Source organism: Bacillus cereus group sp. N11, assembly GCF_016483605.1.
In the GTDB taxonomy this organism is placed as follows: Bacteria; Bacillota; Bacilli; order Bacillales; family Bacillaceae_G; genus Bacillus_A; species Bacillus_A toyonensis.
In genome coordinates this window covers 100,970-116,369 of sequence record NZ_JAEHBN010000011.1, presented here as the reverse complement: position 1 = coordinate 116,369, position 15,400 = coordinate 100,970, and the positions used below count along the sequence as shown (strand labels likewise).

The following is a 15,400-nucleotide window of genomic DNA, read 5'->3' as shown; positions in this document are numbered from 1 at the left end:
AAAAAGGCAAGACACAATACTAATAGTATAAATTGCCTTTCATAAATTTCCTATTCATCGAATGATGTAATTATTTATACCGCTAGGCTTATCCTCTATAGTACAAAAGATTTATCTCAACACCGCTAATCTAATATATACTTTCTTTCCATCCCCTACTTCTCATTTTCTTTAGTTTAAAAGATGACGTAACGTAACTTTCAAGCTACTTATTTTCAAATAATACAAGCATAAATTTCTCACAAAAAGCAAAAATTAACAGAAGCGACTTTATTCTAAAAGAGGTGGAAATTATGACAGAGCAAAAAGAACAACAAAAGAGTGAAAATCAAAAGCATATGTTTCCATCGCTTCCGGAAAATATTAATTACATTGAAAATAAACTCTGTCATTCAGATGATATAAAAAAATTAGATATCCCTTTTCAAAACGGAAAAGGAACGATTATATATATCGAATCTTTAGCAGATCCAAATTTAATTCATCAATTAGCTCTTGAGCCATTATTAACGCGGTCGGATTTATCTTTAGATAAAGCTTTTTCCACATTAAATATGAAAATAGAAACGAATTTAAATTATGGGGTGCAGCTTTTATTACAAGGAAAATCATTATATTTTCACGAACATGTCGATAGTTTTTGTATTTTCGAAACAGCTCTATCTTTAAAAAGAGATATAACAGAGCCGGATAATGAAGGCATTGTACGTGGACCACATACCGGTTTTGTAGAAGATTTAGCAACCAATTTAGCTTCTATTCGTAAACTCATAAAAAGCCCAAATGTCGTCGTTAAATATTTCACACTTGGTGAAGAAATGCACACGAAAGTAGCAATTGCTTATATTCAAAATATAGCTAATGACGATCTCGTTGCAGAAGTAAAAAGAAGATTGGAAATGATTAAGACAGACGCACTCATGCCACCAGGCTACATACAGGAATTTATAGAAGATACATCTTTCTCACCCTTTCCGCAGCAATTAAATACAGAACGCCCAGATAGAACCGCCGCTAATTTAATGGAAGGACGAGTTGCTATTTTATCTGACGGAGACCCAACAGCGCTCATCGTACCTGTTACGTTATTCGCTTTCTATCAATCACCTGATGATTATAATAATCGCTGGATTGTCGGTTCTTTCGTCCGAATGATTCGCTTAGTGAGTTTTTTAATTGCCTTTCTCTTACCAGCTATATATATCGCAACAGTTGCTTTTCATCCTGATGTGTTGCCACTCGAACTCGTTTATACAATTAAAGCTTCATTAGAAAAAGTACCACTTCCCCCCATTTTTGAGGCTCTCTTAATGGAGTTAATTTTCGAGTTATTACGGGAAGCTGGTATTCGTCTGCCGAGCCGCGTTGGACAAACAATCGGTATTGTAGGTGGTTTAGTCATTGGTGATGCGATTGTAAAAGCCGGACTTGTTTCTTATACGATGATCATCGTTGTAGCTTTAACTGCAATCTCATCTTTTCTCGTTCCATCAAACGATATGAGTTCAGCAGTTCGCATCCTTCGTTTTCCATTAATGATTCTTGCTGCTATATTCGGATATGTCGGAATATCATTCGGTCTAATTATAACTTTCGTTCATTTATGTCAGTTACATTCATTTCATACACCATATCTTTCTCCCATTGCCCCAATGCGGATAAAAGATATGAAAGATTCTTTTGTAAGATTCCCAATTTGGTCATTTTGGGAACGACCTCATGATCCAAAGCCGAAAAAAATGCAACGACAACATGTAACGAGAGAGGATGAGAACGGTGACAAACACGCAAAGTAAAATTTCACTTGTTCAATTTACTTTTTTCGTTATTCAATGCCAAATCGGGGTTGGTATCCTTTCTCTACCAAATCGTCTTCACCCGATAGCGAAAGGTGGTGGCTGGATTTCTGTTCTCATCGCTGGGCTTGCCATTCAACTTATCATTTTACTTATGTGGCTTTTCTTAAAACGATTTCCTGATGCTGATATGTATGAAAGTGTTTGTATGCTATTTGGTAATAAATTTGGAAAACTATTAGGTTTTGCTTATGTTTTTTATTTTACCCTTATCGGTATGACGGTTATGTTAAATGCTTGTAATGTCATTAAAGTTTGGATATTACAAGCAACTCCTTGGTCTGCCATTCTCATACTATTTACAATAGCTTGTTGCTATGTAGCCTATAACACATTTAAAGTCATCGTACGGTTTTATGTCATGGCTTCTATTCTTATTTTCCCAATGGCACTGTTAATTGGACTTGGGCTCTCACGGGCTGACTTTTCTTATATTTTTCCCATTACAGAAGCTGGATGGTGGAATATTATTCAAGCATCGAAAGAAACAATTACAGCTATGTATGGTTTTGAAATTATTCTTATCGCTTTCCCAAAAGTAAATGGGACTGCTGTGGCAAAACTAAAGGCAATTTCTATCGCTAATGGATTTGTGACTCTCTTTTATACTTTTACTGTTTGGATTTGCTTTATCGTATTTAGTCCAAAGCAAGTTGAGCTTATTCCAGAACCAGTTGCTTACTTATTGCGCTCTTTACATATCGGGATTATAGACCGAACTGATTTACTATTCATACCAATTTGGATGATAACAGTTGTAGCTTCTATTGCTAGTTATTATTGCGCTGCTTCTATCGGAATTGGACATATATTCAATCTTGCTAATCATAAACAAGCTGTTCCAATCGTTGGAATTATTGCGTTTAGTGTAGCCTTATTTATAGATACACCTGAAGAATTAAAAGTAATTGCAACTTTCACTGATAAGTTCACCTATATTTTCATCGTTGTCCTCCCTCTTTTATTTCTACTTTATTCAGTAATAAGAAAGAAGAAAGGAGAACAGTATGTTCAAAAAAAGGGTTAAATTATTTTTTATATTATGTACTAGTTCATTCCTTTCTGGCTGTTGGGATCAAGAACCATTAAGAGAAGCGAGATTAGCTTATAGTATTGGATATGATATTACGGAAGAGAATAAACTACAGCAAACGCTTGAACTCGTAAAAAGTTCAAGCGGAGAGCAATCTTCATTCGAGAATGAAATACATTCAGCAAACGGGTATAACATACGGGATACAAGCGATGCCCTAAAAAAAAATGTGACTGGTAATATTCGCTACTTCAAATATGGTGTTCAATTACTAGGAACCAAAATTCTAAAAAAGGGTATACTACCCTATTTAGATGTCAGCTTTCGGGACCCAACAAACCCAACTGCTTTAGTAAAACTTATTGCAGTAGAGGGTGAAACATCCGAGATACTAGAAAAAAAGAAAGTAGGAAATTTACTAATTGGAGATTTTCTAAAGAAAAAAGTGAAAAGCTTAGAAGATATGAGTGTATTTCCAAAAGAAACTTTAGAAACAGCTGCTACAAAAATGTTAGATCCCGGTAAAGACTTTACCCTCCCTTCTATAAAAATAAAAGGAAAAGAAGTAATTACAAACGGGTTAGCTTTATTTAACAATGATAAATTAACTGGGCATTTACCTTTGAAACAATCTGTTTTATTCGTATTATTAACCGGAAAAATGGGAACAAGCGCTCGTATAACCCAAAAACTTACTAGCGATGAATCAGAGAAAACATCTGATTATTTAACAATGGAAATTAGCAATCGAAAGTTAAAACGAGACTTAAAAATAACAACAGATAAAAAAGGAAATGTTTATGCTCACATTAAGCTCCAACTAAAAGTAATAGCACTTGAAGCCCCAAGAGATAATATTTATAAAATGGGAGAACGAAAAAAACTAAATAAAGACTTATCGAAACAACTTACGAAAGAAGCGAAAAAAATAACAAACAAACTACAAAAAGCAAATTGTGATGCTTTCGGTATTGGAAGACATCTTATCGCATATCATCCTGACTTATGGAAGAAAAAAAATTGGAATAAAGATTATGCAAAAGTAAAATTCAAACCAGAAGTAGACGTAAATATTTTGTATAGTGGTGTCTTAAAATAAAAAGGTTGTATGCCGCGTGGGCATACAACCTTTTATTTCGTATATCGATATATAATTGATTCATATGATCTTAAGTTAAGTTTTGTAATATCCTTGCTGGAATCTTTATAATTCGACAGTAGTACTTCTTGTTTCATTCCATCTAATTGAACATGGGCTGGTACAGAATACGTTATTTCTTCTCCATAGAAGTTATTAATAATAAGTAATACTTCATTATTTACAGTACGTGTATATGCCCAAATCTTAGGGTGATTTTCATCTAAAATAGCATATTCTCCTTCTGTAATAACATCGTAAGTTTTTCTAAGTTCAATTAACTTTTTATAATGATAAAATACAGACTCCTTATCTTGTAATGCTTTCTCTACGTTTATTTCTTTAAAGGTTTCAGCTACTGAAATCCAAGGAGCACTTGTTGTAAAACCACTATTCACCTCTTCATTCCACTGCATCGGAGTACGAGAATTGTCACGAGATTTTTGTTTTAAAATCCCTATAATCTCTTCTTTTAATAAGCCTTCTTCCTGCTTTATATCATATATATTTAACGATTCCACATCCCGATACTGCTCGATGGATTCGAATTTAGGATTCGTCATACCTATTTCTTCTCCTTGATAAATGTAAGGCGTTCCTTGCAGCATGTGCATAGCTGTCGCTAACATTTTCGCAGATTCATTTCGGTACTTCCCATCATCACCGAAGCGTGACACGATGCGAGGCTGGTCATGGTTACACCAGAATAATGCATTCCATCCCCCGCCCTTTTGCATTTCAATTTGCCAGTTAGACATAATTTCTTTTAATTTAATAAAATCAAAATCAGCTTTCGTCCACTTATCACCATTCGGATAATCTACTTTCAAATGATGGAAACTAAACGTCATACTCAGTTCATTGCGCTCAGGGTTTGAGTATTTAATACAATTATCAATTGTCGTCGATGACATTTCTCCAACTGTAATTACCTCTTTCCCTTCAAATACATTTCTATTCATCTCTTGTAAATATTCATGAACACGCGGACCATCCGTATAATATTTACGTCCATCACTTGTCGCGGTACTTCCGTCATCGCTTAAGAAACGTTGGTCTTTTGAAATTAAGTTAATAACATCAAGGCGGAATCCAGTTACCCCTTTATCAAGCCAAAAGCGCATCATATCGTACACTTCTTCACGAAGCTTTTCATTTTCCCAATTTAAATCTGCTTGTGTCTCATCAAATAAATGTAAAAAATATTGCTTAGTCTTTTCATCGTACTTCCAAGCGGATCCACCAAACTTAGACTGCCAATTATTTTTTTCATCACGCCAAATGTAATAATTGCGATATGGACTATTTTTATCTTCTTTTGCTTCCTTAAACCACTTATGCTCCGTCGAACTATGGTTTACAACGATATCAAGCATAATTTCAATGTCACGTTCTTTCGCTTTTTCTAGAAGCTCTTCAAACTCTTCCATCGTTCCGTAAGATGGATCAATGCTATAATAATCACTTACATCGTACCCATTATCATTTTGTGGTGATTGGTATATCGGTGTTAACCAAATATAATCCACTCCGAGTTTTTTTAAATAATCTAGTTTCTCTGTAACCCCTTTTATATCACCGGTTTCTTTATTGTAATAACTATTAAAGCTCTTCGGATAAATTTGATAGACTACACTTTTATGCCAATCCTTCATGTTTAACTTCCTCCTACTTCTGTTTAACTCTTTTTGCAAATAACCATGTTAACGTAAATGGGATTACAACTGCGATAATCATTCCTACAATAAACATTGGAATCGATTTCGGAATGATCGAAATAAATGCTGGCAATCCGCCAATTCCGATAGCAGGTGCTAATACACCATTTAATGTAATGAATATCGCTGCCACAGCAGATCCTATAATTGCTGCATAAAACGGAAACTTATTTCGTAAATTCACACCAAACATCGCTGGCTCTGTAATACCGAAGTACGCGGAAATTGCTGATGTCGATGCCATACTTTTATCATTTTGATTTTTAGAAATCCAGAACATTGCAAGTGCCGCACTACCTTGCGCAATGTTAGAAAGAGCGATCATCGGCCAAATAAATGTACCGCCGTGTTGTGCAATTAATTGTAGATCAATAGCAATAAACATATGATGCATACCTGTAATTACAAGTGGTGCATACAATGCTCCAAATAATACTGCTCCAACTACTGGTACTGTTTCATATACGCCTACTAATCCAGCTGTTAATAAATCTCCGATATGACGTGTAACTGGACCGATAATTCCTAATGCTAATACACCTGTTACAACGATTGTTGTAATTGGTACAACTAATAATTGAATTGCATTTGGTACATGTTTCTTTAAGAAAATCTCTACTTTACTCAATACAAATGCTGCTACTAACACCGGTAAAATTTGACCTTGATATCCTACCTTTTCAATTTGGAACAATCCTAAAATATTGAAGTACTCAATCTTTTGACCCTCTAAACCAGTCGCTGCTTTTCCATAATCCCAGGCGTTTAATAAGGCCGGATGCACAAGCATTAAGCCCATAACAATACCTAGTATTGGACTACCACCAAAACGCTTCGTTGCTGACCAACCGACAAGTGCTGGTAAGAATACGAATGCTGTATTGGCCATCATATTAATTAAATCCCAAAGCCCACCTAAATTCGGATAAACATCTAATAAATTTTTACCATCAAAAAATAAGTCCTTTGCCCCTAATAAATTGTTAATCCCCATTAGTAAACCAGCTGTTACGATTGCTGGTAATATCGGCATAAATACATCTGAAAATACTTTTACAAACTTTTGAGCTGGATTTAACTTTTGATTTCCAGAATCTTTCACGTCAGCCACTGTCGCTTCCTTCATACCTGCAAGCGTTATCAATTCAGCGTAAACACGATCTACATCCCCTGGACCAATTACAATTTGAAATATTCCAGCATTATGAAACGCTCCCTTTACTAATGAAACAGACTGTAATTTATCATTATCTATTTTACTTTCATCTTTTAAAGCGATACGGAGCCTCGTTACACAGTGCGCAGCTTGTTCAATATTGTCTTTCCCACCAATATACTGCAACACTTCCTCTGCTGTTTTACGATAGTCTTTCCCCATATTCCCGTCCCTCTTTTCTTTTTTTGATACCGTTTACACTTACATATTAACTCGTATATATAAGTTAGTCAACACTCGTATATACGAGTTGATGTTTTTTTTATAAAAAAAAAGATGAAACGTTATTTCGTTTCACCTCTTTACTTTCTTCGCGCCACATCCGAAAAGTGAAAAATATCTAAGCGGTGACGTGATTCCGTATATTCGAACTGACTCCCATCATATAAATGAGTAAAGTTTTTCACAACGACAACATAATCTGTGCCATTTAAATCTAAATACTTTCGGTCATCATCTGTACACGGCTGCACTTCAATTACCCTCTGCGAATAACTAATATGTAGCCCTAATTCTTTCTCAATGTATTTATAAATTGATGCCATTGCAATTTCTCTCGTTAATCCTGGAATAAACTCAGATACAAAATGATTTATATCTAAAATTACTTTTTCTCCATCAATATTTCGTACACGTTTAATATGATCTATTTCTGTTTTTTCTTTCACGTTTAATAATTTTGCAACCTCTTTTGTCGCTTCTTCTTTCTCCATTTCCACGACTTCTGTAATACAATGACGTCCTAGACGCTCATTTTCTTCTTGAAAACTTACAATGCCACCGAAGTTAAACTCAATATTTTTTCGCTTTAATACAAAAACACCTTTTCCATGAATTTTTTGCACATATCCACGCTCTTGTAATAAATCTACTGCTTTTCTTACAGTACCTCGGCTTGCCTCATACTGCTTCATTAATTCTGTTTCTGATGGGATTTTGCATCCCTCTTTTAAGTGCTTATTATCAATAGACTTACTGATTTCTATATAAATTTGCTCATACTTACTCATCATCTACAATAGCCCCTTGTCACCTTCTAATTCTATATGTATTATACCATGCTACACTCTTCTGCCAATCTCTCACTTATTTTCCAATACAAGAAAAATATAGGTAAATATTTAATCTCTAAAACGTATTTTTATAAAAGTTTTTATATTTTTCTTTTCATTCAAAAAAACATGTAGTATACTAACTTCAAAATCAGAGGAGAAAGGGAGCAAAGAACTATGCTTACTTATACAACAATTGTAGTTACATTTGCACAAAAACATCATCATCATACGTAACCCTTGAAACCTAGCGGAAAATTTACGCGTAGGTACAAGGGTTATTCCCGTTGTACCTACGCTTTGGCGAAGAGCCATGTAGGTATTTTTTATCTACATGGCTCTTTTTTTATTGCCAAAAAGCTAGTAAAAAATGATGTTTAAGCAAATCTTACTACAAAGGAGTTAACAAAAATGGAAACGAAAAAATGGGGATTATGGGTTTTAACAGCTTTTGTTATCGGGAATATGGTTGGCGGTGGCGTATTTATGCTCCCAGCAAATTTAGCACAAGTATCAGGTCCAATGGGTTCTACACTCGCATGGAGTATTACAGGACTTGGCGTATTTATGATTGCACTCGTATTTGGAAATTTAGCAATTCGAAAACCAGAATTAAAAGCAGGACCACAAAGTTACGCTCAAGCGATGTTTCCTTCAAAAAAAGCAGGTAAAGTTGCAGGGTATAGTATGGCGTGGGGATATTGGGCTGCGAACTGGGCAGCAACAGCATCTGTTATTATTTCCTTTGCTGGATATTTATCAACATTTTTTCCAGTTTTACAAAGTAAGCAAATTCTCTTTTCAATAAATGGATTTTCACTAGAACTAGGAAAAGGGTTAACTTTTCTAGTATGTAGCCTTATGTTATGGGGAATTCAATATATTCTTTCTCAAAATATTGATCGAGCTGGAAATATGAATCTTCTTGCTACCATTGCAAAAATTATCGGATTTACAATGTTTATTGTGATTACATTATTCATTTTCAACGCCTCTAATTTCGGAGACGGTCAAACATTTATGAATGAAGCTGGACAATCCATCTCGTTAGGTGGACAAATCAATTCAGCTGCTATTGCAACACTTTGGGCGTTTATCGGCATCGAATCAGCAGTTATGCTTTCTAACCGCGCAAAATCACAGCGTGATGTAAAAAAAGCTACAATTTTCGGCCTAATTATTGCTCTTATTATTTACATGTCAATTACTTTACTTACAATGGGAGCTCTCTCGCAAGAAGCTTTAAAAGAGTCTCAAAAACCATTAGTAGACGCATTAAATTTAGCAATCGGCAATAAAGGCGCATATATAATGGCGTTACTAGCACTTGTATCTTTATTCGGATCTACTGTTGGCTGGATTGTTGTTAGTTCAGAAGTACCTTACCAGGCTGCCAAAAATGGACTTTTCCCTAAGTTTTTCAGTAAAACAAATAAAAAGGGTAGTCCTTCAAAATCATTATTTATTACAAATGTGATGACACAAATCTTCTTATTCTCAACGATTTCTGGCACTGTTTCAGAAGCATATAATTTCGCTATCGTTGTAGCAACATTAGCTTATTTAATTCCATACCTTGTTTCTACTCTGTACCAATTTAAATTGGTTATTACAGGAGAAACGTATGATATAATGCCAGGATCTCGAATAAAAGACGGGGTTATTACTACATTAGCATTTGTATACTCTATTTGGGTTATCAAAACGGGAACTGCTGATTTAAAAACGTTCTTCTTAGGAATTGGATTGTTTATATTAGGTCTTATTCTTTATCCCGTATTAATGAAAAACTCACAAAAAACGAATTAAAAAAAGAGAAGCTTTTAGCTTCTCTTTTCTATTAAAAATCCGTAATTAACTTTTCTTTTAACTCTCCTACGGATAAAGGTTTTGCATAATAAAATCCTTGTACATAGTCACAGCCCATGGATTGTAATAAACTTTCTTGTTCTACCGTTTCTACCCCTTCAGCAACTACTGCTAAATTTAAACTATGGGCAATTTCAATAACAGATTTTACAATCGTTCTTTCTGGCTGTGCATGATCATAATGAAATTCACGAATAAAATTACGATCAATTTTTACGATATCAAGTGGCAATTGTTTTAAATAATACAATGAGGAATAGCCAGTTCCAAAATCGTCTAAAGCAATTAATACGCCCATACTTCTTAATTCTTGTAATGTAGCGATAATATAATCAAAATGGCGAACAGCAATACTTTCCGTTATTTCTAAAATTAAACGATTCGGAGGAAAACCAGTTCTCCTTAAGATGCTACGTACAGACAAAATAAAACGCTTCTGCATTAATTGTTGTATGGATAAATTCACAGATAACCTTAATCCTTCTTGGTAATCCGGTAATGTTTTAAACAGGCGACACGATTTTTCTAATACCCAATCTCCTAATTTTATAATAAGTCCAGATTCTTCAGCTACTGGAATAAATTCGCTTGGTGAAATAGGCCCTTCTTCTGTCATACAGCGCACTAGAGCCTCAATGCCAGTATATTTCTTCGTTTTCAAATCAATGATAGGTTGTAATACTACATCTAATTCTTCATCACGAATTGCCTTTTGCAAAGCAAACTCGATTTTCATTCTACGATTTATTTTTGCACGTAACTCATCTGTAAAGAAACACGCCGCATTTCTTCCCTGTTCTTTCGCACTATACATAGCTAAATCCGAATTTTTCAATAGTGTTTCCACGTCTTGTCCATCTTGTGGATATGAACAAAGTCCTAGACTAGCTGAAATGTATACTTCATGACCTTCAAGCATAAATGGTGCCTGAAAACATGACAACACCGATGTCGCTAACTGCCGCATCTCATCTTGTGTATGTTCATTTGTTAACAGCACAAATTCGTCGCCACCTAGCCTAGCCAGAACATCTTTCTCTCCTAACACATAATGCAACCGTGAAGCAACTTCGCTTAAAAGTAAATCTCCTATCATATGACCTAACGTATCATTTACTAATTTAAAACGATCTAAGTCAAAGTATATTATGCCAAATTCCTTTTTCCCTGCAATCAGTTCATTAACAGTCGTTATTAGCTGTAATCGGTTCGGTAAACTCGTTAAAGCATCATGATATGCAAGTTCCCTATAACGGCTTTCACTCAATCGTAATCTCTGTTCTGCTTCTTTTCTACTACTAATGTCATTTCGGATCGCGATAAATTGATACGGCTCTCCTTTTTCGTTTAAAAATGGAACAATTGTGGTTTTAACCCAATAATATGTACCATCTTTTGCTTGATTTTGGATTTCACCTCTCCATACTTTCCCATTCAAAATACGCTTCCATAAGTTTTGAAAAAAAGTTTTCGGATGATATCCTGAATTTAAAATACGATGATCTTTTCCTATTAACTCTTCTCTTTTATATTTGGAGATTTCACAAAACTTATCATTTACATATGTAATAAGACCTTTTCGGTCTGTAATTGCAACAATTGAAGACTCATCTAATGCTAACTTTAAATCTCGCAATGAAGAGTCATATAATGCATGACCTCTTTGTTCTAGCATGCGCATCTCTCCTTGCTTCCTATCTAACTAAAACACAACTTGTTTCTTTTCATAGAAATAGAGATATTTCATTTTCTAATAATAACCCTTTACATACATCACATTTTGAATTATGCCGATTAAAATAACATAATATTATTTGTAAAAAAAAGCAATATAATACCGTTCCAATTATAATTAGTAGCTTCTCATCTCCCTAATTAGCTTGCCTTATTATACCGCATTCCTTTAACTTGCTCTATGCAACCCTTGTTTCCTACTCATTCCACTCGCGTCTAACCTCTATGCTTTTTAATAGCAAAATAGACATTAGAACATACTATATAACTATTCACGAATAATAATATAAAAGTTTAAATTGGTATATATGTTTTTGAATTACAATAATAAAATATTAACATATTTTTACCTTTATTTTGGAAGTATTTCATAAATAAATATAGTATTAAACAAAAAAGAGGATAACCTCTTTTTTGTTTAATACTGATATGGTATTTGCTGATAACCTGGGTATGGAACTGGATATGGTGCTGGATATGTTACTGGGTACGGTGCTGGATAATAACCTCCACTTGCTGCACCCGTTAATGCACCTGCTGTAAGCCCACCTAACATACCTCCCGCAAAACTTCCTGGGAAAAATCCGCCGCCCCATGAGCCGCCTCCACCCCAGCCCCATCCACCACCGTGATGATGATGGTGATGATCATAATGGTTGTGTCCTCCATGATGATTATGTCCGCCATTATGATGGTGTCCTCCATGATGATTGCGATAATACACTCCGTTATTTTCTATATAATTCATTATTCACCTCTCCCTTTCAATTTCCTCACTTTAATATTGTATGAATAATACGGATCTTGTTGGTAATCTGGATAATAAGCATAATTCGAGTAATATGGATAACCATATCCGCCATGACCAAATCCTCCAATTGGACGACCATACATTTTATTCATCCCTTTTGCTATATAAAGTGAAATTTTAATCGGCGCGGGCTTTGTCCCTCCCCCACTGATTATTAGCCCAAATCAATCGGGCATTTATGGACAATCATTTCCCGCCTAACTTCCTTGCACTCATCGAATTTTGAGATGGGATTTTTACTACCCAGCAAATAACGGGATAACAACGTAACAATATACTGTATGTAGGACAAATGCGGAAAGTATAGGACAAATGTCTATATTTTGTAAAAAAAACAAAACACTTTATAATAAGGATGTCAGATTATATCTTCTATTTAAGAAGTCTATATTTAAGAAAGATTAGAGGAATTATATAGAAATGAAGAAACCTATCGTTCAATTATTATTAATATTTACAATCGTATCTATCGTTCTTTTCCTATTAAATACATCGGTTATTTCGTTATATACGTTTGTCGGTGCTCTATGGTCCATCACAATCGTAGGAATTTCATTCGTTATTTTTATAGAAAATAGATCTCCCCAAAGTACTTTAGCTTGGTTTTTAGTATTAGCACTTCTTCCCGTTGTAGGTGTACTTTTATACTCTATTTTCGGGCGTAGCCGTTGGAGAAGAAAAAAACATCTCCATCGTTCAGAAGAACAAAGAAAATTATTCCGCGAAATATTAGAAGGAAGACGACTAGAATTATCACTCACAGTCCCATTACATGAACGTTCCATACATTTAACAGAAGTCGTACAAAAATTTGGAGGCGGGCCTGCCGCAGATAGAACGACGACAAAACTTTTAACAAACGGCGATCAAACCTTTTCAGAAATTTTGCAAGCAATCGAGAATGCAAAACATCACATACATATTCAATACTATATTTATAAATCTGATGAGATTGGTACAAAAGTACGAGATGCTTTAATACAAAAGGCAAGCGAGGGTGTTATTGTACGCTTCCTTTATGATGGACTCGGAAGTAATACGTTAAGACGACGATTTTTACAACCTATGAAAAAAGCTGGAATTGAAATTGTCGAATTTGACCCTATTTTTTCAGCTTGGTTACTGGAGACAGTTAATTATCGTAATCATCGTAAAATCGTCATTTTAGATGGAGAAATTGGTTTTACCGGAGGGCTTAACGTAGGTGATGAATATCTTGGTCGCTCAAAAAAATTCCCTGTTTGGCGTGATAGTCATTTAAAAATAGAAGGAAAAGCATTGTATAAATTACAAGCCATCTTTCTAGAAGATTGGCTTTATGCGTCTAGTGGATTGAATACTTATTCTTGGGATCAATTTATGAATAGACAATACTTCCCAGGAAAAGAAATTCTGGATGCAACAGGTGCGGTGCAAATTGTAGCAAGTGGACCAAGCTCAGATGATAAAAGCATTCGTAATACATTACTAGCTGTTATGGGCTCAGCCAAAAAATCTATTTGGATCGCTACACCATACTTTATTCCGGATCAAGAAACTTTAACATTATTACGCTTAAGTGCAATATCTGGCATAGATGTACGCATTTTATATCCTGGTAAGAGTGATAGTATTATTAGCGATCAAGCATCTCAATCCTATTTCACTCCACTTTTAAAAGCCGGTGCTTCTATTTACAGTTATAAAGATGGATTTATGCACGCAAAGATTGTACTCGTTGACGATAAAATTGCAACAATCGGAACAGCAAATATGGATGTACGTAGCTTTGAATTAAATTATGAAATTATTAGCGTACTCTATGAATCAGAAACCGTTCATGATATTAAACGCGATTTTGAAGAAGACTTTAAACACTCTACTGAAATTAAATGGAACTCATTCCAAAAAAGAAGTATCAAAAAAAGAATATTAGAGTCCTTTATGCGACTGATTTCTCCTTTACTATAAGCAATCAATGTGATATTGATTGCTTTTTCTTTTATATCTCCCCCTTCTCCTTTTCTTTGCATACCATATTAAAACAAGTTATCATAAGATGTATTACTTTATGAAAATAATGTTAGGTGGGAAATACATGTTAGAACAATTTCATATACATTCTGATTTAAAACAGCAGCTTTCTACAATTCATGAAAAGAATAAACAAGAAGCTGGTGAAAATGCTCATTTAATCGGTACTAAAATATATAAAGCATCTGATAACAGCATTATCGAAGATGCTATTACAGCACTTCTTCTTGGCAAAAATATTCTATTAAAAGGACCAACTGGTAGTGGTAAAACGGTACTAGCGGAAACTCTTTCTTCTTTATTCCAAAAACCAATGCATAGCATTAACTGTTCTGTCGATTTAGATGTGGAAGGTATTTTAGGATACAACACATTACAAACGAAAGACGGGGCATCTGAAGTTACGTTCGTTAACGGTCCTCTTATGAAAGCAATGAAGAACGGTCACTTCCTATATATTGATGAAATCAATATGGCAAAACCTGAAACGTTACCACTTCTTCACGGTGCACTAGATTACCGTAAAATGATTACAAACCCATTTACACAAGAAGTTGTATACGGTGATGACGAATATCGCGTAATTGCTGCGATTAACGAAGGTTACGTTGGGACAAGTGAACTAAACGAAGCATTAAAAAACCGTTTTGTTATTATTGAAGTTCCTTATATTCAAGGTGACACATTAAAAGAACTATTACTATCTGAATCAAAATTAAATGATGTTGCAACAATTGAAAAGTTCGTTGCATTTGCAAGCGACCTTATGCCTTTAGCTCGTGATGGCCGTGTAAGTGAAGAAGCAGCAAGTATTCGTGGTATTATCGACGCATGCGATTTAGGTGTATATATTCCTGTTATGCGCGCTATTGAGCGAAGCATTATTGCGAAATTAAATGATGAAACAGAACAAATGACTGTCCGTGAATTAGCAGAAAGTTATTTCTTTGAGGGATAATT

At 34.7% G+C, this 15,400-nt stretch carries 12 protein-coding genes; 6 read left to right on the top strand and 6 right to left on the bottom strand.

Annotated elements, in window-relative coordinates; translation table 11 throughout:
• The first annotated feature begins 293 nt into the window (after nucleotides 1–293).
• From gerKA to gerKC, 3 genes are read left to right on the top strand one after another with little or no spacing between them, the layout of a single operon-like run.
• Entirely contained in the window at nucleotides 294–1,796 is a 1,503-nt protein-coding gene (gene gerKA, locus JDS98_RS18845; RefSeq protein WP_199634199.1) for a spore germination protein GerKA, read from the top strand.
• Nucleotides 1,777–2,883 carry a GerAB/ArcD/ProY family transporter gene (locus tag JDS98_RS18840; RefSeq protein ID WP_000185804.1) on the top strand — a complete coding sequence of 369 codons (1,107 nt, stop codon included), beginning with the start codon at nucleotides 1,777–1,779 and terminating at the stop codon, nucleotides 2,881–2,883. Before gerKA ends, JDS98_RS18840 begins: the two co-directional genes overlap by 20 nt.
• Entirely contained in the window at nucleotides 2,864–3,988 is a 1,125-nt protein-coding gene (gerKC, locus tag JDS98_RS18835; protein ID WP_000474021.1) for a spore germination protein GerKC, read from the top strand. Before JDS98_RS18840 ends, gerKC begins: the two co-directional genes overlap by 20 nt.
• 32 nt (nucleotides 3,989–4,020) lie before the next feature.
• On the opposite strand, the gene treC is transcribed toward gerKC, so the two are convergent.
• From treC to treR, 3 genes are all read right to left on the bottom strand, one after another.
• Complete coding sequence (treC, locus tag JDS98_RS18830) at nucleotides 4,021–5,682, bottom strand: alpha,alpha-phosphotrehalase (RefSeq protein WP_199634198.1); 1,662 nt, start codon at nucleotides 5,680–5,682, stop codon at nucleotides 4,021–4,023.
• A 13-nt stretch (nucleotides 5,683–5,695) separates the two neighbouring features.
• Nucleotides 5,696–7,123, bottom strand: a complete 1,428-nt coding sequence (gene treP / locus JDS98_RS18825; protein WP_000513928.1) for a PTS system trehalose-specific EIIBC component — start codon at nucleotides 7,121–7,123, stop codon at nucleotides 5,696–5,698.
• 140 nt (nucleotides 7,124–7,263) lie between these two features.
• The gene (gene treR, locus JDS98_RS18820; RefSeq protein ID WP_000987222.1) at nucleotides 7,264–7,974 is read right to left on the bottom strand and encodes a trehalose operon repressor; all 711 of its coding nucleotides are present in this window, start codon (nucleotides 7,972–7,974) and stop codon (nucleotides 7,264–7,266) included.
• Between the two features lie 450 nt (nucleotides 7,975–8,424).
• Between treR and JDS98_RS18815 the strand changes: the two genes are divergently transcribed.
• The gene (locus JDS98_RS18815; RefSeq protein ID WP_000448439.1) at nucleotides 8,425–9,822 is read left to right on the top strand and encodes an amino acid permease; all 1,398 of its coding nucleotides are present in this window, start codon (nucleotides 8,425–8,427) and stop codon (nucleotides 9,820–9,822) included.
• 31 nt (nucleotides 9,823–9,853) lie between these two features.
• Here JDS98_RS18815 and JDS98_RS18810 read toward each other — a convergent pair whose 3' ends face one another.
• From JDS98_RS18810 to JDS98_RS18800, 3 genes are all read right to left on the bottom strand, one after another.
• Nucleotides 9,854–11,557 carry a putative bifunctional diguanylate cyclase/phosphodiesterase gene (locus tag JDS98_RS18810; RefSeq protein WP_000893352.1) on the bottom strand — a complete coding sequence of 568 codons (1,704 nt, stop codon included), beginning with the start codon at nucleotides 11,555–11,557 and terminating at the stop codon, nucleotides 9,854–9,856.
• A 477-nt stretch (nucleotides 11,558–12,034) separates the two neighbouring features.
• Entirely contained in the window at nucleotides 12,035–12,364 is a 330-nt protein-coding gene (locus JDS98_RS18805; protein WP_001106411.1) for a hypothetical protein, read from the bottom strand.
• On the bottom strand, nucleotides 12,364–12,510 hold the full coding sequence (locus JDS98_RS18800; protein WP_000274355.1) for a hypothetical protein: 147 nt from the start codon (nucleotides 12,508–12,510) through the stop codon (nucleotides 12,364–12,366). The genes JDS98_RS18805 and JDS98_RS18800 overlap by 1 nt, the downstream gene beginning before the upstream one ends.
• Before the next feature lie 337 nt (nucleotides 12,511–12,847).
• Here JDS98_RS18800 and JDS98_RS18795 point away from each other — a divergent pair, with 337 nt between their 5' ends.
• Complete coding sequence (locus JDS98_RS18795) at nucleotides 12,848–14,377, top strand: cardiolipin synthase (protein ID WP_199634197.1); 1,530 nt, start codon at nucleotides 12,848–12,850, stop codon at nucleotides 14,375–14,377.
• A gap of 127 nt (nucleotides 14,378–14,504) precedes the next feature.
• Complete coding sequence (locus JDS98_RS18790) at nucleotides 14,505–15,398, top strand: ATP-binding protein (RefSeq protein WP_000892990.1); 894 nt, start codon at nucleotides 14,505–14,507, stop codon at nucleotides 15,396–15,398.
• The last annotated feature ends 2 nt before the right edge of the window (nucleotides 15,399–15,400 follow it).

Excerpts from the sequence above, each read along its gene's own strand:
- JDS98_RS18815 (WP_000448439.1), top strand. The coding sequence starts at position 8,425 with ATGGAAACGAAAAAATGGGGATTATGGGTTTTAACAGCTTTTGTTATC.
- treP (WP_000513928.1), bottom strand. The coding sequence starts at position 7,123 with ATGGGGAAAGACTATCGTAAAACAGCAGAGGAAGTGTTGCAGTATATT.
- JDS98_RS18810 (WP_000893352.1), bottom strand. The coding sequence starts at position 11,557 with ATGCTAGAACAAAGAGGTCATGCATTATATGACTCTTCATTGCGAGAT.
- JDS98_RS18790 (WP_000892990.1), top strand. The coding sequence starts at position 14,505 with ATGTTAGAACAATTTCATATACATTCTGATTTAAAACAGCAGCTTTCT.
- treC (WP_199634198.1), bottom strand. The coding sequence starts at position 5,682 with ATGAAGGATTGGCATAAAAGTGTAGTCTATCAAATTTATCCGAAGAGC.
- treR (WP_000987222.1), bottom strand. The coding sequence starts at position 7,974 with ATGATGAGTAAGTATGAGCAAATTTATATAGAAATCAGTAAGTCTATT.
- JDS98_RS18800 (WP_000274355.1), bottom strand. The coding sequence starts at position 12,510 with ATGTATGGTCGTCCAATTGGAGGATTTGGTCATGGCGGATATGGTTAT.
- gerKA (WP_199634199.1), top strand. The coding sequence starts at position 294 with ATGACAGAGCAAAAAGAACAACAAAAGAGTGAAAATCAAAAGCATATG.
- gerKC (WP_000474021.1), top strand. The coding sequence starts at position 2,864 with ATGTTCAAAAAAAGGGTTAAATTATTTTTTATATTATGTACTAGTTCA.
- JDS98_RS18795 (WP_199634197.1), top strand. The coding sequence starts at position 12,848 with ATGAAGAAACCTATCGTTCAATTATTATTAATATTTACAATCGTATCT.
- JDS98_RS18805 (WP_001106411.1), bottom strand. The coding sequence starts at position 12,364 with ATGAATTATATAGAAAATAACGGAGTGTATTATCGCAATCATCATGGA.